Here is a 19,966-nt window from a genome sequence, read left to right as displayed (position 1 = left end):
GCCGCAGGCTGCGATCTTTTGCGCCTGAAAATCAAAAGATCGCAGCCTGCGGCAGCTCCTACAGGGGATTGTTTACGGCAATAAAAAACGCCCGCGCTCGGGGGAGCAGCGGGCGTTTTTTTGTCAGCGGCGAAAGTTACTTCGCTTTGACACCTTCGAACGTCACGTACATCTCAACCGCGTCGGACGATGGGCCCAGGTCTTTCTGCTTGCCGAAATCGGAACGCTTGAGGCTGAAAGTACCCTCAAAGCCTGCACGGTAGCCGCCCCATGGATCCTTGCCTTCGCCCAGGAAAGTGGCCTTGACCACGATTGGCTTGGTTACACCAAGGATCGTCAGGTCGCCAGCCACGTCAGCAGTGTCCTTGCCAGCGGCGTTTTTGCCGGTGGGTTTGACGCTGGTGGAAACAAACGTGGCTTTGCTGGCGTTCAGGAAGTCTTTGCTGGCGATGTGCTTGTCACGCTCGGCGTTGTTGGTGAACACGCTGGCGGTGTTTACGTTGAACTCGATCTTGCTGTCTTCAGGCTTGGTAGCGTCGAAGCTGAACTTGCCGTCGATGTCCTTGAAAGTACCGGTGATGAAGCTGTAACCCAGGTGGCTGATCTTGAAGTCAACGAAGGCGTGCTGGCCTTCTTTGTCGACCACGTAGTCAGCGGCCATTACGTTACCGGCGGACAACAGGGCCGAACCGATTGCCAGAGCGGCCAGAGTCTTTTTCAACATGCTTTGTTTTCCTTGGGAGTCGAGGTTGAACTTCAGGCTTTGCGACCCAACATTCGCTTGAGGGTCACATCACGGTCGATAAAGTGGTGCTTCAATGCTGCCAACGCATGGAGGCCGGAAAAAATTACCAGCACCCACGCCAGATAGAGGTGAATCACGCCAGCGGTATCTGCCTGGTCCGGCAATCCGGAGACCAGAGCAGGCACTTCAAACAAGCCAAACACCGGGATACCGACGCCTTCTGCGGTGGAAATCAGGTAACCGGCAATCAACACGGCAAACAGACTGAGGTACAGGAAGCCATGACCGAACCTGGCGCCGAGGCGCGTCATGCGGCTGTAGCTGGCCAGGGTTGGCGGCGGCGGGCTGATGAAGCGCCACAGCACCCGCAGCAGCATCACACCCAACACCACCAGGCCGATGCTCTTGTGCAGGTCCGGCGCGTCTTTGCGCCAAGTGCTGTAGTAGTCGAGCCCGACCATCCACAACCCAAGCGCGAACAAACCGAATACGGCCAGTGCCACGCCCCAGTGCATGAAGATGCTGACCCAGCCGTAGCGGGAGGTAGAGTTACGTAGCTGCATTGCCTGGATCCCTGTAAGTGCCGGCTCAAGAGTATCGAGTTATCTATCGAATTAAAGCGGAAAAATTTGCTTTGAAATATCGAAAAATACGATCAACAGTCTGAAGCCTGCGAGTTAAGGAAAGATTAAAGTCGAAATTGTGAGGAAAAGTGAATACAAACCAGAGAACACCTGTATCAAAAGATTTATTCGATTCTGCTCCCGGTTTTTCTCCGGGCAAAAAAAGCGCGGCCCTTGAGCCGAATGCTGATCGGTTAAGGATTTTGTGGGAGCGAACCTGCGCGCGATGGGCTCAAGAACACCGCGGGGTACCCAGTGGGTCTGCAAAATCGTTAACGACCATCGCGAGCAAGCTCACTCCTACAATGAGCGACGGCGCAACCTGATCCAGAGCCCTTGATGGCGGCCGCTGCCTTTCTGCTTTACCCGAACCTGTAATGTAGTTTTTTAGAAAAAATATAAATATGTATAGCCACTTTTGATTTTTAACCTAATGGAATGAGAGCTCAACAACTCATTAATTAAGGAAAAAACATGGCTATTACTTACACACCATTTCAAGCAAGCGGCTCGCCTTTGCTACCTCCCAATCAAAAGATGTCGCCGGGGCAGTACCTTATGTCCGCGAATGGACGCTTTAGATTGATATTACAAGCCGATGGCAATCTGATCATTAAGGATGGTGAAGCTGTAATCTGGGTTGCAGATAGCAATCAGCCTTATAGCCGAACTACCTACCCGAAAAGAATGCGAGAGCCTCTGATGTTTGTAATCAGCAATAGTGGCTTTCTCTATGATCCGTCCAGAAGGCGTTTATGGATTGCAGAAAGCACCCATAGCATTGATAAATCGCTTTGGTACAACGCTTGTATGGTCATGCAGGATGACGGAAATCTAGTCATTTACGACGGACGGACGGGCAGTCTGTGCTGGGCTCGCTTCGGATTTGTCCCTGGCCGCATTCCAAAGCCGAAGGAAAGGTTTGTCAGAGTACTTCCGGATGGTAAACAGATTTATGAATGGAAATTTTCATTAGACCCTCTTTAACCATGGCCAACTACTTCAACTTCTAAGGACCTGTAAAAACTGGAGGGGGTTGCAAGCAATCAGGATCATACGGATTTATATCGCACTTATAGGCCAGCTGCTGACCGTATCCTTTAGGAAATAATTCTGCACCCTTACAACCAGAAAGTGCTATCAATATTATTACTGCAAGTGCCTTCATATACCCTCCAGTTTTTTTGAAAAGAATAGAACTCAAAGCCAGGCACTATCCATCATTTGATTCTGATAACTTTGTGGGAAGTATCCGATATATCGCTGAGGCGTGTAAGACCAAGATCACGAATTATGCGATACCTGATTACAGCACAGGTAAACCGGGATATTTCACGCTTGTTAGACGAGCAAAAAAAGCGCGGCCCCAGAGCCGCGCTTTTTTACGCCTGAACGTTACTGCGCCTTGGCCTCCGTTGCCGGAGTCGCAGCCGGTTTGGCCGCTGGCTTCTTGGCCGGCTCGGCTTTCTTGACGGGTGCCTTGGCCGGCGCTTTTTTCGCCTCGGTCTTGGCGGCCGGTTTGGCCGGAGCCTTCTTGGCTGGCTCGGTTTTTACCGGTGCCGCAGGCTTCGGTGCTTCCACCGGTGCCGGCGCGGCGGTCGGGGCTGGGGCCGGAGCAGGTGCTGGGGGTGCTACAGGCTCAGGCGTCTTGACCGGTTCCGGCTTCTTCTCGTCATCCGAGCCGCCGAACAGGTTGCTGAAGAAGTTGCCTTTCTTCGCCGCCACCGCACCAGCGCCCGCCGCAGCGGCGGCGGCGGCCGGAACCACTTTCGCCGGTTCGAACGACTTGCCCGCCGCCAGGTCTTCAACCTGGCTGGCTGCACGTTGACCGGTGCGCAGCGCGCCTTCCAAGGTGCCCGGGTACAGGGTGTCGGTGTGTTCGCCAGCGAAGGTTACGCGCTGAACCGGGCGTTCCCACAGGCGCCAGAATTTGCTGATCTGGCCCGGGCCGAAGGCCAGGTAGGCGCCGCCAGTCGACGGGTCGGTGCTGTAGCGACGGATTTCATAACCGGTGAACGAACCACGGGCCTGTGGATAGAACGCGTGCAGGCGGATCAACACCTGATCGACCATCTGCTTGTCGCCGAATGCCTGCATCACTCGCGCATTGTCGCCAGACAGGTTGATTACCACGTTGGCGCCGCCCTTCAGGGCAGGCTCGACCCACAACATGCCCAGGCCGGTGTTGCTGTAGATCTCGCCGGACATGCGCGCCTTGCTTTCCCACACCGGCGTCTTGAACTTCAGCATGATCTGGTCGCGCCAGCCGTAGTTGGTGCCCTTGATCGCCGCCAGGTGCTGGGCGTCCAGCGCCGGGGTCATCTGGATCTTGTTCAGGGCGCGCAGTGGCACCGCCAACACGACGTAGTCAGCCCGATAGCCGACGCCATCGACTTTGACAGTCACGCCATCCTTGTCCTGAATGATCGCCGAGACTGGGGAGTTGGTCTTGATGGTTTTCAACTGCTTGACCAGGGCCTGGGCCAGCACCGGGCTGCCACCGACCAGGCGCGCAGCGCGCAGGTCACGATCGGAGACGCCACGGTAGACGCGGCTCTGCTGCGCGAAGTACAGCAGCGACAAGCGCGAAGGTTCGTCGTAGCGGGTACGGATCTGCTGGTTGATCAACTGGCGGGCGGTGGCCGGCAGGTTCTGCTTGTCGAGCCAGCTGGACACGTTGATCTGATCCAGCGCGTGCAGCGTGTTGTTGGCGGCCGGGTTCAGCGGGTCGTCGATCGAACGCGCCAGATCGTCCACGGTCTTGTCGAAGCGCTTGAGCGCCTCGGCGGTGGCCGGCTGTTTGGTCGCCAGATCGGCGGCAGAGAAATACTCGCCATCGATCAGGTAGCTTGGGGTCCGCACGAACTCAGGGGCCGGCGTGGTGCTCAGCTTGAAGTTCGAAACGTACTTGTTCAGCACCGGCTGGGTCTTGTCGTTGCCGATCCATTCGCTGGTGGCCATGCCGGAACGGCCGCCCAGGCTCGACCTGGCTTCCAGCAGGGTGACCTGCCAGCCCTTGCTCTGCAGCTCGTACGCGGCAGTCAGGCCCGACAGGCCGCCGCCGATCACGATCGCGGTTTTATCCTTGGCCAGCGCAGACACGCTGAACAGCCCCAACATCACCAGCGCACAGGCGCGCAGCCAACCGACAGACATTCAGCGAACTCCGGAAATACACGAGGAAAACAGCAGTTTTTGCGAGCCAGACGGCTCAAGAGCCGCGAAGGATACGTCAGCCATCAGGCACCTGCCAGCAACGTCTATCGGCCTGAACAAAGTAGCTCATTCGACACAATGGGTTGTCCCCGTGGCACGCATTGCATAGGCTTGCCCGATTGTTTGTCCGCGCAGGTCACGGACTGCCTCCAGGAGAGTGAAAATGGGCCTGAATAATCAGTGGATGCAACGCGATCTCGCCGTGTTATGGCATCCCTGCACCCAGATGAAAGATCACGAACAACTGCCGCTGATCCCGATCAAACGCGGGGAAGGCGTGTGGCTGGAAGACTTCGAAGGCAAACGCTACCTCGATGCGGTCAGCTCCTGGTGGGTCAATGTGTTCGGGCACGCCAACCCGCGGATCAACCAGCGCATCAAGGATCAGGTCGATCAGCTCGAACATGTGATCCTTGCCGGCTTCAGTCATCAACCGGTGATCGAGTTGTCCGAGCGCCTGGTGAAGATGACGCCGGAAGGCCTGACCCGGTGCTTCTACGCCGATAACGGCTCGTCCTGCATCGAAGTCGCGTTGAAAATGAGCTTTCACTACTGGCTCAATTGCGGTCAGCCGAACAAGAAGCGCTTCGTTACCCTGACCAACAGCTACCACGGCGAAACCATGGCGGCGATGTCGGTGGGCGACGTGCCGCTGTTCACCGAGACCTACAAGGCGCTGTTGATGGACACCATCAAAGTGCCGAGCCCGGACTGCTACCAGCGTCCCGCGGGCATGAGCTGGGAAGAGCATTCGCGCAATATGTTCGCCGCGATGGAACAAACCCTGGCCGAGAACCATGACAGCGTCGCAGCCGTAATTGTCGAGCCGCTGATCCAGGGTGCCGGCGGCATGCGCATGTACCACCCGGTGTACCTCAAGCTGTTGCGCGAAGCCTGCGACCGCTACGGCGTGCACCTGATCCACGACGAAATCGCCGTCGGTTTCGGCCGCACCGGGACAATGTTCGCCTGTGACCAGGCCGGTATCCGCCCGGACTTCCTGTGCCTGTCCAAGGCCCTGACCGGCGGCTATCTGCCGCTGGCGGCGTGCATGACCACCGACGAAGTCTACAGCGCCTTCTACGACGACTACCCGACCCTGCGCGCCTTCCTGCACTCCCACAGCTACACCGGCAACCCGCTGGCGTGCGCGGCGGCCCTGGCGACCCTGGACATCTTCGAAGAAGACAACGTCATCGAGAACAACAAGGCCCTGGCGCAGCGCATGGCTTCGTCGACGGCGCATCTGGTGGATCACCCGAACGTGTCCGAAGTACGCCAGACCGGCATGGTGCTGGCCATCGAGATGGTCAAGGACAAGGCCACCAAGGAAGCTTACCCGTGGCAGGAACGTCGCGGCCTGAAGGTGTTCCAGCACGCCCTGGAGCGCGGTGCCTTACTGCGTCCATTGGGTAGCGTGGTGTATTTCCTGCCGCCGTACGTGATCACCCCGGAGCAGATCGACTTCCTGGCCGAAGTGGCGAGCGAGGGGATCGACATAGCGACCCGTGACAGCGTCAGCGTGGCGGTGCCGAAGGACTTCCATCCGGGCTTCCGTGATCCGGGTTGACAGTCGGTGATTACCCTGTGGCGAGGGGGCTTGCCCCCGTTGGGTCGCATAGCGACCCCAGATTCGGCAACCTGGTTTCCCCAGATAAATCGCACCAGCAGGATTTGCGACCGCTTCGCAGCCGAACGGGGGCAAGCCCCCTCGCCACAAAAAGCTACTCCGACACACTTACGATGCCGAACATTAGATTCAGTAGAGACCCCGCATGAGACTGTCCCGCTTCTTCATCGACGCCCCCCTGAGCACCGGCGAGCACGAGTTGCCCGAAGCCCAGGCCCATTACATCAGCCGCGTGCTGCGCATGGCCGAGGGCGATGCGTTGCAATTGTTCGACGGCTCGGGCCAGGAGTTTCGCGCCAGGCTGGTCGAAGTCGGCAAAAAGCGCGTCGTGGTGCAGATCGATGAAAGCTTCGCCGGGCAAATCGAATCGCCGCTGCAAATCCATCTCGGCCAGGGCCTGTCCCGGGGCGAGCGCATGGACTGGGCGATTCAGAAAGCCACGGAACTGGGCGTCAGCGAAATCACCCCGATCTTCACCGAACGCTGCGAAGTCCGGCTCAAGGACGAGCGCGCCGACAAACGCCTGCTGCACTGGCGCCAGGTGGCGATCAGCGCTTGCGAGCAATGCGGCCGCTCAAGGGTACCGGTGATTCATCCGCCGCTGTTGCTGGCTGACTGGTTGAAGCAGACGCAAGCCGAGTTGAAGCTGGTGCTGCATCCGGTGGCCGAGCCGCTGGTGAGCCATGCCAAACCTTCAAGCCTGGCATTCCTGATCGGTCCGGAGGGTGGTTTGTCCGATGCCGAAGTCGATCAGGCCAAGGCCGGCGGCTTCCACGCCGCCCGCCTCGGTCCACGGGTACTGCGCACCGAAACCGCGCCGGTTGTTGCACTGGCGGTGGCCCAGCAACTGTGGGGGGATTTCTGAAAAGATCGCAGCCTGCGGCAGCTCCTACAGGGATGTACGCCATCCAATTGCAGGAGCTGCCGCAGGCTGCGATCTTTTGCATTTACTGCACCGGATCGCTCACCGGTTTTGCAATGATCGCCTTGAGTTCGCTGGTCATCGGGAATTCAAGGTTCAAACCCTTCGGCGGGATCGGCTGCTCGAACCAGCGTTTGTAGATGCCATTGATCTCGCCCGAGCTGTACAGATCCGCCAATGCGCCGTTGACCAGCGCCAGGAGCTGCGGATCGTCCTTGCGCACCATGCAGCTGTAGATCTCCCGCGATTGCTCCTCCCCGACCACCACCCATTTGTGCGGGTCGTTGGCCTTTGCGCGCTCGCCATAGAGCAGCGCGTCGTCCATGTAGAACGCCGCCGCCCGGCCAGACTGCAGCATCTGGAAGGCTTCACCGTGGTCCTTGGCGCTGATCACGAACATGTCGATCTTGTGATCGACGTTGTAGCTTTTCAGGAAGCGCTCATTGGTAGTGCCGGCGGTGGTCACCACGTTCTTGCCGCGCAGGTCAGCGAAGCCCTTGATCCCGCTGTCCTTCGCGGTCAGCAACTGGCCTTTGACGTAGATGAAACCATAAGAGAACGCCACCTGCTTCTGTCGTTCGGCGGTCACGCCGGTGGAGCCGCACTCCAGGTCCACGGTACCGTTTTGCACCAGTGGAATACGGGTCTGCGAGGTCACCAGGTTGTACTTCACCTTCAAGTCCGGCAGCGCCAGTTGCTGCTGGATGCGCTCGACGATCTTGCCCGCCAGATCCACCGAGTAACCCATAGGCTTGCCGCTGTGATCACCCACGTAGGAGAACGGTACCGAAGCATCGCGATAGCCCAGGGTGATGCTGTTGGCGCTGGCGATTTTGCTCAGGGTGCCGGTCAGCGGCGCTTCATTGGCCTGAACCTGATTGCCGAGCAACAGGCCAAGTGTACAAGCGAGCAACGTGATTTTTTGCATTGTTATTCTCCGTTGTGGGTGTTGGTTTATCAGACGCGTGCAGCGATGACGGTGATTTCCACCAGCACCTGCGGGCGGGCCAGTTCGGCCTGAACGGTGGTGCGGCTCGGTGCCTGCCCCGGCGATAGCCAGGCCGACCAGGCCTCGTTCATCGCGGCGAAATCCTCGGTAATGTTCTTCAGGTAAATGGTCGCACTGAGCAGATGATCCTTGTCGCTGCCCGCCTCGGCCAGCAAGGTATCGATTTTCGCCAGCACTTCGCGGGTCTGGCCGCTGGCATCCCGGGCATCGCCCGGCACCTGCCCGGAGAGAAACACCAGGTCGCCAAAGGTCACGGCGCCGGACAGGCGCGGGTTGCTGTGCAGTCGGGTAATGGTCATTGCAGTGTCCTCTTCAGAAATCAGTATTCAGGCGGCCCGGTGGCTGAAACCCTGAAGGTCGATGGACGGCTGGCGCTCGCCGATCAGTTCGCTGATCAAGCGCCCGCTGCCGCATGCCAGGGTGAAACCCAACGCGCCGTGGCCGAGGTTGAGCCACAGGTTGCGATACGCCGTCGCGCCCAGCAACGGCACGCCGCTAGGGGTGGCCGGGCGCATGCCAGCCCACTCGACGGCCTCGTCATAGGCGCCGGCATTTGGAAAGGTGTCATGGGCCTGGCGCTTGATCAGCGCCAGGCGTTTGGGGTCCAAAGCAGGGTCGAAGCCGACAATGTCGACCATTGCCGCCACTCGCAATTGCTTGCCGATGCGGGCATAGACGATCTTGCGGTCGTAGTCGGTGATGCTCACGTCCGGCGCCCGGTGACCGGCGCCGATCGGCACGGTCAGGCTGTAGCCCTTGAGCGGATAAAGCGGCAGTTGCAGCCCGGGAAGCGCCAACAGCGGACTGCGGTGACCGGCGGCGATCACCAGTTGATCGACCGGCAGCACTAGTTCGCCCAGTTCGATGGCGTTGACGTTGCCGTTGCTGTGGCGGATGCCGGTTACCGCTTGCCCGAGACGAAACTCGCAACGGCCGGACGCTTGCAGCCGGGCGGCCAGTTGCTGGCAAAAACCGTGGCAGTCGCCCACCTCTTCGTCCGGGGTGTAGATCGCCCCGACAAAGGGCGCATCGATCAGCGCCGGTTCCAGTTGCGCGCATTCGGCCGGCGACAACACCTGCTGTTGCTGCGGGTCGGCCAGGTTCTGGCGCGCATGCTCGAAGCTGCTGTTCTGACGGAAGGTCACCAGTTTGCCATTGCGCCGCCACTGGAATCCCGTCAGCCCATCGTCCTCGCGCCAGGACTTCAATGTGTCCTGGCTGAACAGCGCCAGGCGCAGCAGGTGCGAGGCGTTCTCGCGGTTGACCGAACGGCGGCAGGCGCCGAGGAACGATGCCATCCAGCGCCACTGGGCCGGGTCAAAGCGCGGGCGCAGCTTCAACGGTGAGTCGCCGCGCAGCATCCAGCCAATGGCTTGCAAAGGCACACCGGCGTCGGCCAGGGGCGCGACATAGCGATAGGACAACTGGCCGCCGTTGGCGAAGCTGGTTTCGCTGCCCAGCGAGTCCCGCGCCTCGACCACCGTCACTTCAAAGCCGTCGCGCACCAGCGCATAGGCCGTTGCCAGGCCAATCACACCGCCACCGATGATGCACACACGCTGAGCCATGTCCGCCCTTAAAACCGTTGTGAAGACGAGGCCAAGGTTAGAGCCAGGTGACAGACGTTGAACAATGCATAAAGATGGCAACCCCATAAACAAAGGTTATGGACTTGCCATGCGCCTTCGCCATATCGAGATTTTCCAGGCCATCCGCCAGACCGGTTCGATCAGCGCTGCCGCGCAATTGCTGCACGTCTCGCAGCCGGCGGTGAGCAAGGTGTTGCAGCACGCCGAGCAACAATTGGGTTTCCCGCTGTTCCTGCGGGTACGCGGCAAGTTGCAGGCGACGCCGGAAGCGCTGGAGCTGGAGCGTGAAGTGGACAAGGTCAGTGAAAGCCTGCAAGGCGTGCGACGCCTGGCGCAGAGCCTGCGCCGCGAACCGGGCCACAGCCTGCGCATCGGCGCCACCCCGGCGCTGGCCCTGTCATTGCTGCCGCCGGCCATTCACGAATGGACCGGGCGATACCCGGACATCGCTTGCGAACTCTCCAGCGCCCACAGTCGCGAACTGATGCAGAACCTGTTGATGCGCGAAGTGGATGTCGCCCTGACCCTGCAACGCCCGGATCACCCGGGGCTCAAGGCCCAAGCGCTGGCGTCTGGCGTGTTGGTGGCGCTGGCGCCGAGTGGTTACTGGCCTCAGGAAGAGGTGGGTAAACCCTTGCCGCTGATGGCGCTGGCGGATGCGCCGCTGATCGGCTTGTCCAGCGCCGATCCTCTGGCCGCGCGGCTCGACAGTTACCTGGAAGCGGTCGAACCGCCGCCCCGGGTACGCATCGCCGTGCAAACCTACTCACTGGCACGGGCGATGGTGGAATCCGGCGCGGGCCTGGCGGTGATCGATCCGTTCACCGCCCTTGGCGCCTCTCCCGCCAACACAATGATCCGCCCTCTGGCACCGCCGCTACCCATCACCCTGTACGCAGTGACCCGCACCGCCGAACCGCCGCCCCACACCTTGAACGACCTGTTGCAGGTATTCAGCCGCCGAGCCCGGGAGCAGCTGGATCGGCTGGCCCCGGTACAGCCTTAAAGGACATAAAAGAAAATCGCCACAAAGTGCAGCAAACTCCCGGCGATCACGAACAGATGCCAGATCCCGTGGGCATGGCGCAGGCGATGATCAAGGGCAAAAAAGATAATCCCCACGGTGTACAACACCCCGCCCGAGGCCAACCACGCAAATCCGGCGCCGCCCAGTGCCGCGAGCAGCGGCTTGACCGCCACCAGCACAATCCAGCCCATCACCGCATAAATCACGATCGACAGAATCCGCGCCTCCGAACGCGGCTTGATCTCTTGCAGGATGCCGATCAGCGCCAGCCCCCAGACAATCCCGAACAAGGTCCAGCCCCACGGCCCGCGCAGGGTCACCAGGCAAAACGGTGTGTAGCTGCCGGCGATCAACAGGTAGATCGAGAAGTGATCGACCTTCTGCATGATCGCTTTCTTGCGTCCGCGCACGCTGTGGTACACGGTCGATGCGCTGTAAAGCACCAGCAAGGTAAAGGCGTAGATCGCCATGCTGACAATCTTCCACGGGCTGCCGTCGAGACTGGCCAGCACAATCAGCCACACCCCGCCGATAAACGCCGCCACCGCCCCGGCCAGATGCGTCCAGGCGTTCAGTCTTTCTCCGTGATACATGTGGTGCTCACCTCGAATTTCATCAGCGCAACGCGCAAGGCTCAGCCCTCAAGATTAAAAGCGCAATGTTTCCGTATAGCGCCATCCCGTGTAGGAGCTGCCGAAGGCTGCGATCTTTTGATCTTCAGCAGCTTCAAGGGCAGCGAAAATCAAGATCAAAAGATCGCAGCCTTCGGCAGCTCCTACAACGCTCCGTGTTTAACGGGCACAATTGACCGATACCAAAAAGAGTCCGCCCCATGCTGATCGATGAAGAGTTGACCCTGAAAAAACTCGAGGTGTTCCTGGCCTTCATGCGCACCGGCAACCTGGCACGCGCCGCCGCCGAATTGCAGACCAGCAACGTCAGCGTGCATCGGGCGATCCATTCCCTGGAAAGTGCCCTGCGCTGCCCGTTGTTCAAGCACGAAGGCCGCAACCTGACGCCGCTGGAAAGCGCCTATGTGCTGGAAGAGCGGGCGCAGAAGCTGATTCAGGATGTCGTCGAAAGCGTGCGCCTTACCCGCGAGGCCGCCGGGTTCTCGGCCGAGCGTTTCAAGTTGGGCTCGCTGTATTCGCTGACGGTGAAGACCGTACCGCAACTGATCATGGGCCTGAAAATCCGCCGCAGCGAACTCAACATCGACCTGATTCTGGGCTCCAATATCGACCTGCTCTACAAGCTCAAGAACATGGAAGTCGATGCGATCCTGGTGTCGCTGGACGACAGCATCAACGACCCGGATTGCGAACAGATCCCGCTGTTTTCCGACGACATCTTCCTCGCCACACCTGCCGACTCGAAGTTTGCCCAACGGACTGAAGTCGACCTGGCCGAAGTCCGCGACGAAACCTTCATCACCCTGACCCAGGGCTTCGCCACCCATCAGGATGGCAAGCGGGTATTCGAGCAGGCAGGGTTCGAGCCGAAGGTGGCGATGCAGGTCAACGACATCTTCACCCTGCTGAGCATGGTCAGTTCGGGCGTGGGTTATGCGTTGCTGCCGGGGCGGATTGCGGCGGTGTACGAGAACCGGGTGAAGCTGATCCCGTTGCAGGAAAAGTACCGTTTGCAGCAACACATTGGCGTCGTGTTCCTGAAGGCCAAGGAGCGTGATCCGAACCTGCTGGCGTTGCTGGCGGAGTGTCGGATGTATGCCAATCGCCAGGCTTGAAACCGTGTCGCACCCTTCGCGAGCAGGCTCGCTCCCACAGGAGGATGCATTCCAATGTGGGAGCGAGCCTGCTCGCGATGGCGCCGGGACATTCAATGATGAAGTAGCGGACTACCCGACAATCCCGCGAACAATGAAGAACAACAACGAAGGCCCGAGCAAGCAGCCAAGCCCGGTATGGAAGGTCGCGGTCAACGCGCCATAAGGCACCAGACGCCGATCCGTCGCCGCCAGCCCCGCAGTCACGCCACTGACCGTCCCGGCCAGCCCGCCGAACACCATCGCCGAACGCGGGTTGTCCAGGCCCATCCAGCGCGCCGCCATCGGTGTACCCACCATCACCAGGATCGCCTTGATCAGGCCAGTGGCAATCGACAGCGCCACCACATCGGAACTGGCGCCAATCGCGGCCCCGGTTACTGGGCCGACGATGTAGGTCACCGCACCGGCGCCAATGGTGGTCATGCTCACCGCGTCGCGGTAACCGAATACCCAGGCCATGCACGCGCCGACGATAAACGGCAGCACAGTGCCCAACAACAGCGCGATCACGCCGATCAAACCGGCCTTCTTCGCTTCCGTGGCCTGCACCTCGAATGCCGTGGCGACGATGGCGAAGTCCCGCAGCATGGCACCGCCCATCAGGCCGATGCCGGAAAACAGCGTCAAGTCCGCCAGGCCCTTTTGCCCGCCGGTCATCGTTCCGCCAACCCAGGCCAGTACCAGGCCGATGACTATGGCAATCGCCGAGCCGTGGATGCGTCCGAAGGTCAGGCGCTTGGAGATCACCACTGACACCCACATGATCACGCCGACGAAGGCGAATGCGGTGACCAGACCGTTGTGTTCCAGACCGTTCTTGATCAGATCCCACATATCAGCGACCTCCTGCCGGTGCGCCAACCTGCGTTATATCCGCCGGTTCATCGGGCAAGGGTTCGCCTTTGTGGGTCCGGCTGATCAGGGCAATGGTGCAACCGCAAACCACCACCGAACCGATCGCCGCCAGCACCGCCACCGGACCACCGTGCAGCGCCGTGACCACGTTTTGTTGCGCCGCCATCGCCACCACCACCGGGATGTACATCGCGCCCCAGAAGCCGACGCCCATCTCGCACTCCCGGGTCATGCCGCCACGCCTGTGCATCCACAACCGTGCGCAAATCAGCAGGATCATCGCGATCCCGACGCCGCCGACGTTTGATTTCACGCCCAGCAACACGCCGAGCATGTCACCCATGATCACCCCTGCCAGCGTACAGATCGCCAACAGCGCCACACCGTAAATAATCATTGTCGTAGTCCTCAAAGTGCATTTCGAATGTTGTTTTTGTTGTTCGAAGCCTGAGTTTTAGGAGTGGCGGCTTCCCTCCTCACGCATCAGCGCCTGCAGGGTATCGAGCCGCGCACCGTCGAAGGCAATCACGGTGCCCTGCTCGAATACCCGGCGCGCCAGCCCGGTCAGCACCGCACCGGGCGGCAGTTCGATCTGTAGACGTACGCCGCGCTCGTAGGCGCTTTGTACCGTGCCGCGCCAGTCGACGATGCGGCACATGTTGAAGGCCAGGTCGTCACGCAAGGCTTCAGGCTTGATCAGCGGACGCGCACGGCTGCCGCTCAGGTAGCCCATCTTCGGGGTTTGCAGCGGTACCCTGGCGAAGGCTTCGGCTAGTCGTTGCGCGGGCACCTCAAGCAATGGGCAGTGGGACGGCACGCTCACTGCCAGACGCTTGGCCAGGCCAGCTCCGCGACCTTTCGCCAACTCCGCCACCGCTTTCATCGCCGCGTCGCTGCCGGCAATCACCACCTGGTTATCGGCGTTGATATTGGCCAGATAAACCGGCATTTCTGCGCTGTGCACCCGGGCCAGCAATCCTTCCACCGTGGCCAGCTCCAGACCGATGATCGCGGTCATGCCGTAGCCCTGTGGATAAGCCTGCTGCATCAGCTCACCGCGCAGGCTGACCAGATGCAGTGCATCGCTGAAACCCAAGGCACCCGCCACCACTGCCGCCGGATAAGCGCCGATCGACAAGCCGGCCACGTAGTCCGGGGCCATGGCCAGCTGGCGTGAAGCGGCGACACCAGCGATCAGCAGGCAAAGCTGAACCGCCCTCGTCGACCGCAGTGCTTCGGCAGAATCCAGCTGCGTCACGTCTTCACCGAGCCAATCGCTCGCCTCGTTCAACGTTTCCCGAGGCAAGCGCGCCAGCATGCCGGGTTGCTGCGCACCCTGGCCGGGGAACACCAGCAAGCTGCTCACGCTGCCTGCTCCTGTGGATGCCACGGGTCAGTGACCAGACGTGCCTGAGTGGCATTTTTCAGCAGGACCCGCGACGCAGTGCCGGCCCACTCGCGCAAGGCAACGGCGCCCAAGGGTGTCTGCAACTGCAGGTCCACGCGGCACACGACCGTGTCGAGAATGGCCACCAGCGCCTGCGCGTCGGCACGACTCAACGGACGCGGTGTACGCAGGATCAGATCGAGATCGCTGCCCTCGTGCAACGCGGCAAACCCACTGGCCAACTCAAACCCGGCACTGCCACTGACACCCCAGACCCAGCCACTCTCATCGAGGTGCGAGCGCAGTTGCGCCAAGGCACGCAGCGCCGGGAAATCACGCAGGCCTTGAACACGGCAGAGTTCTTCCGGCCGCACCCGCCGCGTGATGGCGGCGACTTCCATCTGCGTCGCAAACCGCTGCTCGCGCAACGGCCCGCGCACACCCACCGCCACCTGCCCCGCCGCGCTCAAGGCGCGACGGACCACCACCGGCTGGCCGGCACTGATCGAGTCGATCACCCAGGTCGGGGCATCCGCAGGCAACTGCCGCGGGGTCATGCCCCACAGCAGGTCGTGAGCCAGAAGCGCCTTCACCACTGTGCTCTCAACAATTGGCGAACCTTGCTCGACGCCGCACGATTGGCCGCACCGAGACGACCGCTGAGATCTGCACCCTTATCGGCGATATCGCCCATCGCCTGACCCAGGCACTCGGTCACCCGCGCCAGATCCGCCGCAGTCGGCTGCTCGATCTGCTCCACCGACAAGGTTTCCCACAGCAGCCCGAGGCTGGCATAACTGTCGATGTCATAGGCCATCGGCGGCACGCTGGCCGCCAGGGCTTCGAGCTCTTCGACGCTGCGCAAGGTCACTCGCGCCGCCGACGCCTTGCCCATGGCATGCACCATCACCCCCGGATCGCGCAGGGCGATCAAACGATTGGCCTGATAGCCGTGGGCGAGGAACGCCCCGGACATCGCCTTGCCCACCAGCAAACCGATCACTGCATGGCCGGCCAGACGGGCACGGGCGTAACTGCCCGCCGCTGCGGCCAGCGCCTGATGAATGCCGAGGGCTTCTTCGCGGCGACCGTAGGCCTGGCTCGGCACGTCGACGACGGCGATCAGGGCGCGTTTTTGCGTCTTGTTCTGATCGGCCGCGATGACTTCATCCACCGCCTTGGCCAGGCCCCAGCCTTCGAGCAAACCCACTTCGCCATTGCGTGCACGGACGAAGCGGTTTTCCGGGTCGGCCACCACCGCGATGAAACGCACAGGCTGATCGCCCAGCGCACCGTCCGCGACCTTCAGCGAAGCCGGCAAACCCTCGACCGCTTTCGCCCCGGCACTCAAGGCGTTGAACCAGTTCAAACCACGCAGGGAATACGAGCTCATGGGCGTTCTCCTTGGTACAGATCGCGAACCACGGACGGCTCGATTTGCGGTTCGGCGTCCAGATGCGCCAGGCGTTGCAGGAACAGTTCGGCCTGACGACTGCGTGATTGCGCCGGCAAACCTTGCTGGAGCAACTCAAGCACCTGCTGGCGAATCTGCGCCACGTCGTCGGCCACATAGCGATCCACCAGACCACTGGCGAAGCGCTGCTCGCCTCCGGTCAGGCTCCAGATGAAGGGCCGGTCGCGGGAGTCGTATTCCTCGAGTCCGGCTTCCTGCTCGATCACCTGTGGACCGTTCAGGCCGAGTCGCGCTTCCTGGGTCACCAACAGGTAGCTGCACAACCCGGCAGCAATCGACATGCCGCCAAAGCAACCAACGCTGCCCGCCACGACGCCGACCACGGGTTGGTACTGCTGCAAATCGACAATCGCCGCGTGGATGTCCGCAATCGCCGCCAGACCGAGGTTGGCTTCCTGCAAACGCACGCCACCGGTTTCCAGCAGCAGCACGGCGCGAGTCGGGATGCCGTTGCGGTTGTCTTCGGCGGCCAGTTCCAGCGCACCGGCGATTTTTGCCCCGCCGACTTCACCGAGGCTGCCGCCCTGGAACGCGCCTTCAATGGCGGCGATCACCACCGGCAAACCATCGAGGTTGCCCTTGGCGATCACCACGCCGTCATCGGCTTGCGGCACCACGCCCTGGCGCGACAGCCACGGCGACATGATCCGTTGAAAGGGGTCGAGCAGTTCGCGGAAGGTGCCGGCGTCGAGCAGGGCCTTGGCCCGTTGCCGCGCACCGAGTTCGACGAAGCTGTGCTTGTTCAGCAGGGATGCGCTGTCAGTCATGGCCGATCTCCTCGAAACCCTGTTCCAGACGCAGGCGCACCACGCCGGGGGTCGCGCCGAAATCGTGGATGTCGATATCCATCGCCGGCGGCGTCTGGCCGTCGAACATCCGTGCGAACAGATGCCGCCAGCGTTGTTCGCTGCCATTGACCGAGGTCTGCACGTTGATCGTCAGCTTGCCGGCCTGACCCGGTTCGATCAGCACTTCCAGATCGCCCGAGCCGACGCAACCCACCAAGGTACGACCGCGTGGCGGCTGCCCGGCGGGGAATTCAAAAGATAAGGTTTCCATCAGAAAGCTCCCTGTTTGAGGCTGTCGCCCGACTCGATACGGTCGATGAACAGGCAGGCTGCGAGCAGGTCCGCAGCACCACCGGGCGAGGCATTCAACGCGATGAGTTGTTGGTCCAGCTCATGCAGGCGACAACGTCCGGGGAGGCTGGCGCTCCCCCCGGCATCGAGCACTGCCTGGGCACCAAGTTGCATGGTGTGCAGGCCTTGTTCTCCAGCGCGGTACAGCACGCAGGTGTCGGCCAGATTCGTCATGATCGCCAGCAGCGCATCGAGCCGGGCGTTCTGTTCGCCATGGCCGGCGGCGCGGCTGCATTTGAGTTGCGGCAACGCGCGTTGCAACACCGCCGGGAAGCCCAGCTGCGCTTCCTCACGGGCTCCGCGAGCGCCGTAACGTTGAGCGACTTGAGCACCGTGGCTGAGTGGACGCGGCGCGTAACGGTCGTCGAGCAGCGCCAGGCGCGCCGCACGAATCGATACGCTGCTTGCAGCCGTGGATTCAGGGTCCAGCGCAGCGGCAGTGACCAACAGGCCCAAGGCCCAGATCGCCCCGCGATGAGTGTTCACGCCGCCCGTGGTGTCGAGCATCGCTTGCTCGCCTTCGCGACCGATGCGACCGACGGCTTCGCGCAGGGGCAAGCCGATCTCTCCGAACGCTATCGCAGCATCGGCCATCGCCTTGAAGGCCGGCCACAGGGACAGCGCCGACGCGTGCATCAGCCCCAGGTGCAAATCGGTGTGGGCGCCATTGCCGCGACGGTCGACCAGTGCCGGTTTCGGCGACAGATCAGCCTCGTCGATCAGCGCGTCCACCGCCAGGTCCGACAGCCGCTCGGGCAGGCTCAGGGGTTTGGGTTGCAGGTTGAATGCGTGCATTACCAGCTCCTGAACTTGGCGGGCGGGTTGTAGAGGCCACCGGACCACTCCACCAGATCGGCCACGCTTTTCGCCGCGAGCAGTTCGCGAGTGGCGTCGGTGCGACGGATGCCGAGGTCTTCGGGCAAGGCGATCAGGCCTTCGCGGCGCATGCGCGCGGTGTCTTTGGGGTTGTGGCGCAAACCGATGGCGGTCACCCCGGCGACGGCAGCGATCATCGCCTGGCGTTCTTCCAGCGAGCGCGCCTTGTACAGGTAGGCGATGCCTTCTTCGGTCAACAAATGGGTGACGTCGTCGCCGTAGACCATGATCGGCGCCAGCGGCATGCCGCTTTTCTTCGCTACCTCAACGGCATCAAGGGTTTCGACGAAGGTCGGTTTGCCGCCCTCCTGGAAGGTCTCGACCATCTGCACCACGAGTTTCTTGCCGCGCTCGAGCATTGGCTCGGCCACGTCGGTGTTGCGCATATCGAGCCAGGCGGGCGTGCCGTGGCGACGACCGCGCGGGTCGTGGCCCATGTTCGGTGCCCCGCCGAAACCGGCCAGGCGCCCACGGGTCACGGTGGAAGAATGGCCGTCGCCATCGACCTGCAAGGTCGCGCCGATGAACAGGTCCACGGCGTATTGCCCGGCCAGTTGGCTGAACATCCGGTTGGAACGCAGGGAGCCGTCACGCCCGGTAAAGAACACATCCGGCCGCGCCGCAATGTAGTTCTCCATCCCCAGTTCGGTGCCGAAGCAATGCACGCTTTCGACCCAGCCACTTTCAATCGCCGGAATCAGGGTCGGGTGTGGATTGAGCGTCCAGTTGCGGCAGATCTTGCCTTTGAGGCCGAGGGATTCGCCGTAGGTCGGCAGGATCAGCTCGATGGCCGCGGTGTTGAAACCGATGCCGTGGTTGAGCGACTGCACGTTGTGTTTTTCGTAGATGCCGCGGATCGCCATCATCGCCATCAGCACGTGCACCGGCTTGATGTGCCGTGGGTCGCGGGTGAACAGCGGTTCGATGTAGAACGGCTTGTCGGCCACCACCACGAAGTCGACCCAGGAGGCGGGAATGTCGACGCGCGGCAGATCGCTGACGTCGTCCACCAACTGGTTGACCTGGACGATGACGATGCCGTCGCTGAAGGCCGCCGGTTCGATCAGTGCCGGGGTGTCTTCGGTGCTCGGCCCGGTGTAGATGTTGCCGGCGCGGTCGGCCATGAAGCCGGCCGAGAGCACGACGTTGGGAATCAAATCCACCACCAGCCGTGCGTAGAGTTCGATGTAGGTGTGGATCGCACCGATTTCCAGCAGGCCGTCTTCGAGCAACTGGCTGATGCGCAGGCTTTGGGTGCCGGCGAAAGAGAAGTCGAGCTTGCGCGCAATGCCGCGTTCGAACAGGTCCAGGTGCTCGGAGCGCCCGACGCTGGGCATGATCATGTGCAGGTCATGCAGCTTCGCGGGGTCGGCCTTGGCCAGGGAACGTGAAAGGAAATCCGCCTGCTTCTGGTTGTTGCCTTCGAGCACCACGCGGTCGCCCGGCAGGATCAACGCCTCCAGCGCCGCGACGATGTTATCGGTGGGCAACACCACACCGTCGGCAAGACCTCGCACCAGCTCGAGACGCCGCTGCTTTTCGCTGCGCCGCCGCGTCCATCGCGAGTCGGGGGATATTGTTGTTGTCATGACCACTCCACGGGTTCGCTGTCGTGGGGGTCACATTAGGAGTGTTGGGTGGGGAGCATCAATCAAGCAGAGTGGCGGATCGTTACGCTTGGAGTA

21 protein-coding genes are annotated in these 19,966 nt (G+C 61.5%); 5 read left to right on the top strand and 16 right to left on the bottom strand.

What is annotated here, in order from left to right; genetic code table 11:
- Positions 1 to 136 precede the first annotated feature (136 nt).
- Positions 137 to 724, bottom strand: coding sequence for a YceI family protein (locus AC3WJW_RS08740; RefSeq protein ID WP_218500911.1), 588 nt, complete (start codon positions 722 to 724; stop codon positions 137 to 139).
- 32 nt (positions 725 to 756) lie between these two features.
- Positions 757 to 1,308: a cytochrome b gene (locus AC3WJW_RS08735; protein ID WP_015097180.1), complete on the bottom strand. Its 552-nt coding sequence runs from the start codon at positions 1,306 to 1,308 to the stop codon at positions 757 to 759.
- 534 nt (positions 1,309 to 1,842) lie between these two features.
- Between AC3WJW_RS08735 and llpB the strand changes: the two genes are divergently transcribed.
- Positions 1,843 to 2,355 carry a lectin-like bacteriocin LlpB gene (gene llpB, locus AC3WJW_RS08730; protein WP_493725748.1) on the top strand — a complete coding sequence of 171 codons (513 nt, stop codon included), beginning with the start codon at positions 1,843 to 1,845 and terminating at the stop codon, positions 2,353 to 2,355.
- A 408-nt stretch (positions 2,356 to 2,763) separates the two neighbouring features.
- Here llpB and AC3WJW_RS08725 read toward each other — a convergent pair whose 3' ends face one another.
- Entirely contained in the window at positions 2,764 to 4,524 is a 1,761-nt protein-coding gene (locus AC3WJW_RS08725; protein WP_493725747.1) for a flavin monoamine oxidase family protein, read from the bottom strand.
- A gap of 223 nt (positions 4,525 to 4,747) precedes the next feature.
- Between AC3WJW_RS08725 and AC3WJW_RS08720 the strand changes: the two genes are divergently transcribed.
- Both AC3WJW_RS08720 and AC3WJW_RS08715 read left to right on the top strand, forming a co-directional pair.
- Complete coding sequence (locus AC3WJW_RS08720) at positions 4,748 to 6,154, top strand: adenosylmethionine--8-amino-7-oxononanoate transaminase (RefSeq protein ID WP_493725746.1); 1,407 nt, start codon at positions 4,748 to 4,750, stop codon at positions 6,152 to 6,154.
- Positions 6,155 to 6,359: 205 nt separating this feature from the next.
- Positions 6,360 to 7,079 carry a 16S rRNA (uracil(1498)-N(3))-methyltransferase gene (locus AC3WJW_RS08715; protein WP_095964181.1) on the top strand — a complete coding sequence of 240 codons (720 nt, stop codon included), beginning with the start codon at positions 6,360 to 6,362 and terminating at the stop codon, positions 7,077 to 7,079.
- A gap of 82 nt (positions 7,080 to 7,161) precedes the next feature.
- Here the strand turns inward: AC3WJW_RS08715 and AC3WJW_RS08710 are convergent, their stop codons facing one another.
- From AC3WJW_RS08710 to AC3WJW_RS08700, 3 genes are read right to left on the bottom strand one after another with little or no spacing between them, the layout of a single operon-like run.
- A complete protein-coding gene (locus tag AC3WJW_RS08710; RefSeq protein WP_493725745.1) occupies positions 7,162 to 8,064 on the bottom strand; it encodes a transporter substrate-binding domain-containing protein in 903 nt (300 codons plus the stop codon).
- A gap of 29 nt (positions 8,065 to 8,093) precedes the next feature.
- Positions 8,094 to 8,444, bottom strand: coding sequence for a RidA family protein (locus AC3WJW_RS08705; protein ID WP_218473315.1), 351 nt, complete (start codon positions 8,442 to 8,444; stop codon positions 8,094 to 8,096).
- A gap of 27 nt (positions 8,445 to 8,471) precedes the next feature.
- A complete protein-coding gene (locus AC3WJW_RS08700; RefSeq protein ID WP_493725744.1) occupies positions 8,472 to 9,713 on the bottom strand; it encodes a D-amino acid dehydrogenase in 1,242 nt (413 codons plus the stop codon).
- A 109-nt stretch (positions 9,714 to 9,822) separates the two neighbouring features.
- Between AC3WJW_RS08700 and AC3WJW_RS08695 the strand changes: the two genes are divergently transcribed.
- Positions 9,823 to 10,740: a LysR family transcriptional regulator gene (locus AC3WJW_RS08695; protein WP_493725743.1), complete on the top strand. Its 918-nt coding sequence runs from the start codon at positions 9,823 to 9,825 to the stop codon at positions 10,738 to 10,740.
- On the opposite strand, the gene trhA is transcribed toward AC3WJW_RS08695, so the two are convergent.
- A complete protein-coding gene (gene trhA / locus AC3WJW_RS08690) occupies positions 10,737 to 11,354 on the bottom strand; it encodes a PAQR family membrane homeostasis protein TrhA (protein ID WP_007975433.1) in 618 nt (205 codons plus the stop codon). The two genes, AC3WJW_RS08695 and trhA, sit on opposite strands and share 4 nt — an antisense overlap.
- 239 nt (positions 11,355 to 11,593) lie before the next feature.
- Between trhA and AC3WJW_RS08685 the strand changes: the two genes are divergently transcribed.
- Positions 11,594 to 12,508 carry a LysR family transcriptional regulator gene (locus AC3WJW_RS08685; protein WP_126048048.1) on the top strand — a complete coding sequence of 305 codons (915 nt, stop codon included), beginning with the start codon at positions 11,594 to 11,596 and terminating at the stop codon, positions 12,506 to 12,508.
- Positions 12,509 to 12,619: 111 nt separating this feature from the next.
- Here the strand turns inward: AC3WJW_RS08685 and madM are convergent, their stop codons facing one another.
- Genes madM through mdcA form a run of 9 tightly spaced genes read right to left on the bottom strand, consistent with a single transcriptional unit; the run spans position 12,620 to position 19,870 of the window.
- Positions 12,620 to 13,384, bottom strand: coding sequence for a malonate transporter subunit MadM (gene madM, locus AC3WJW_RS08680; RefSeq protein WP_102673448.1), 765 nt, complete (start codon positions 13,382 to 13,384; stop codon positions 12,620 to 12,622).
- A gap of 1 nt (position 13,385) precedes the next feature.
- Positions 13,386 to 13,802: a malonate transporter subunit MadL gene (gene madL, locus AC3WJW_RS08675; RefSeq protein WP_493725742.1), complete on the bottom strand. Its 417-nt coding sequence runs from the start codon at positions 13,800 to 13,802 to the stop codon at positions 13,386 to 13,388.
- A 57-nt stretch (positions 13,803 to 13,859) separates the two neighbouring features.
- A complete protein-coding gene (mdcH, locus tag AC3WJW_RS08670) occupies positions 13,860 to 14,771 on the bottom strand; it encodes a malonate decarboxylase subunit epsilon (RefSeq protein WP_493725741.1) in 912 nt (303 codons plus the stop codon).
- Entirely contained in the window at positions 14,768 to 15,388 is a 621-nt protein-coding gene (locus AC3WJW_RS08665; RefSeq protein WP_493725740.1) for a malonate decarboxylase holo-ACP synthase, read from the bottom strand. The genes mdcH and AC3WJW_RS08665 overlap by 4 nt, the downstream gene beginning before the upstream one ends.
- Positions 15,382 to 16,185 carry a biotin-independent malonate decarboxylase subunit gamma gene (gene mdcE / locus AC3WJW_RS08660; RefSeq protein ID WP_493725739.1) on the bottom strand — a complete coding sequence of 268 codons (804 nt, stop codon included), beginning with the start codon at positions 16,183 to 16,185 and terminating at the stop codon, positions 15,382 to 15,384. The genes AC3WJW_RS08665 and mdcE overlap by 7 nt, the downstream gene beginning before the upstream one ends.
- The gene (locus AC3WJW_RS08655; RefSeq protein WP_493725738.1) at positions 16,182 to 17,033 is read right to left on the bottom strand and encodes a biotin-independent malonate decarboxylase subunit beta; all 852 of its coding nucleotides are present in this window, start codon (positions 17,031 to 17,033) and stop codon (positions 16,182 to 16,184) included. Before AC3WJW_RS08655 ends, mdcE begins: the two co-directional genes overlap by 4 nt.
- On the bottom strand, positions 17,026 to 17,325 hold the full coding sequence (locus AC3WJW_RS08650) for a malonate decarboxylase subunit delta (RefSeq protein ID WP_057712932.1): 300 nt from the start codon (positions 17,323 to 17,325) through the stop codon (positions 17,026 to 17,028). The genes AC3WJW_RS08655 and AC3WJW_RS08650 overlap by 8 nt, the downstream gene beginning before the upstream one ends.
- A complete protein-coding gene (locus AC3WJW_RS08645) occupies positions 17,325 to 18,200 on the bottom strand; it encodes a triphosphoribosyl-dephospho-CoA synthase (RefSeq protein ID WP_493725737.1) in 876 nt (291 codons plus the stop codon). Before AC3WJW_RS08645 ends, AC3WJW_RS08650 begins: the two co-directional genes overlap by 1 nt.
- The gene (gene mdcA, locus AC3WJW_RS08640) at positions 18,200 to 19,870 is read right to left on the bottom strand and encodes a malonate decarboxylase subunit alpha (RefSeq protein ID WP_095964193.1); all 1,671 of its coding nucleotides are present in this window, start codon (positions 19,868 to 19,870) and stop codon (positions 18,200 to 18,202) included. The genes AC3WJW_RS08645 and mdcA overlap by 1 nt, the downstream gene beginning before the upstream one ends.
- Positions 19,871 to 19,966: the final 96 nt, after the last annotated feature.

This window comes from Pseudomonas sp. GW821-FHT07G06, from assembly GCF_058986625.1.
This window is presented reverse-complemented; position numbering and strand designations above follow the sequence as displayed.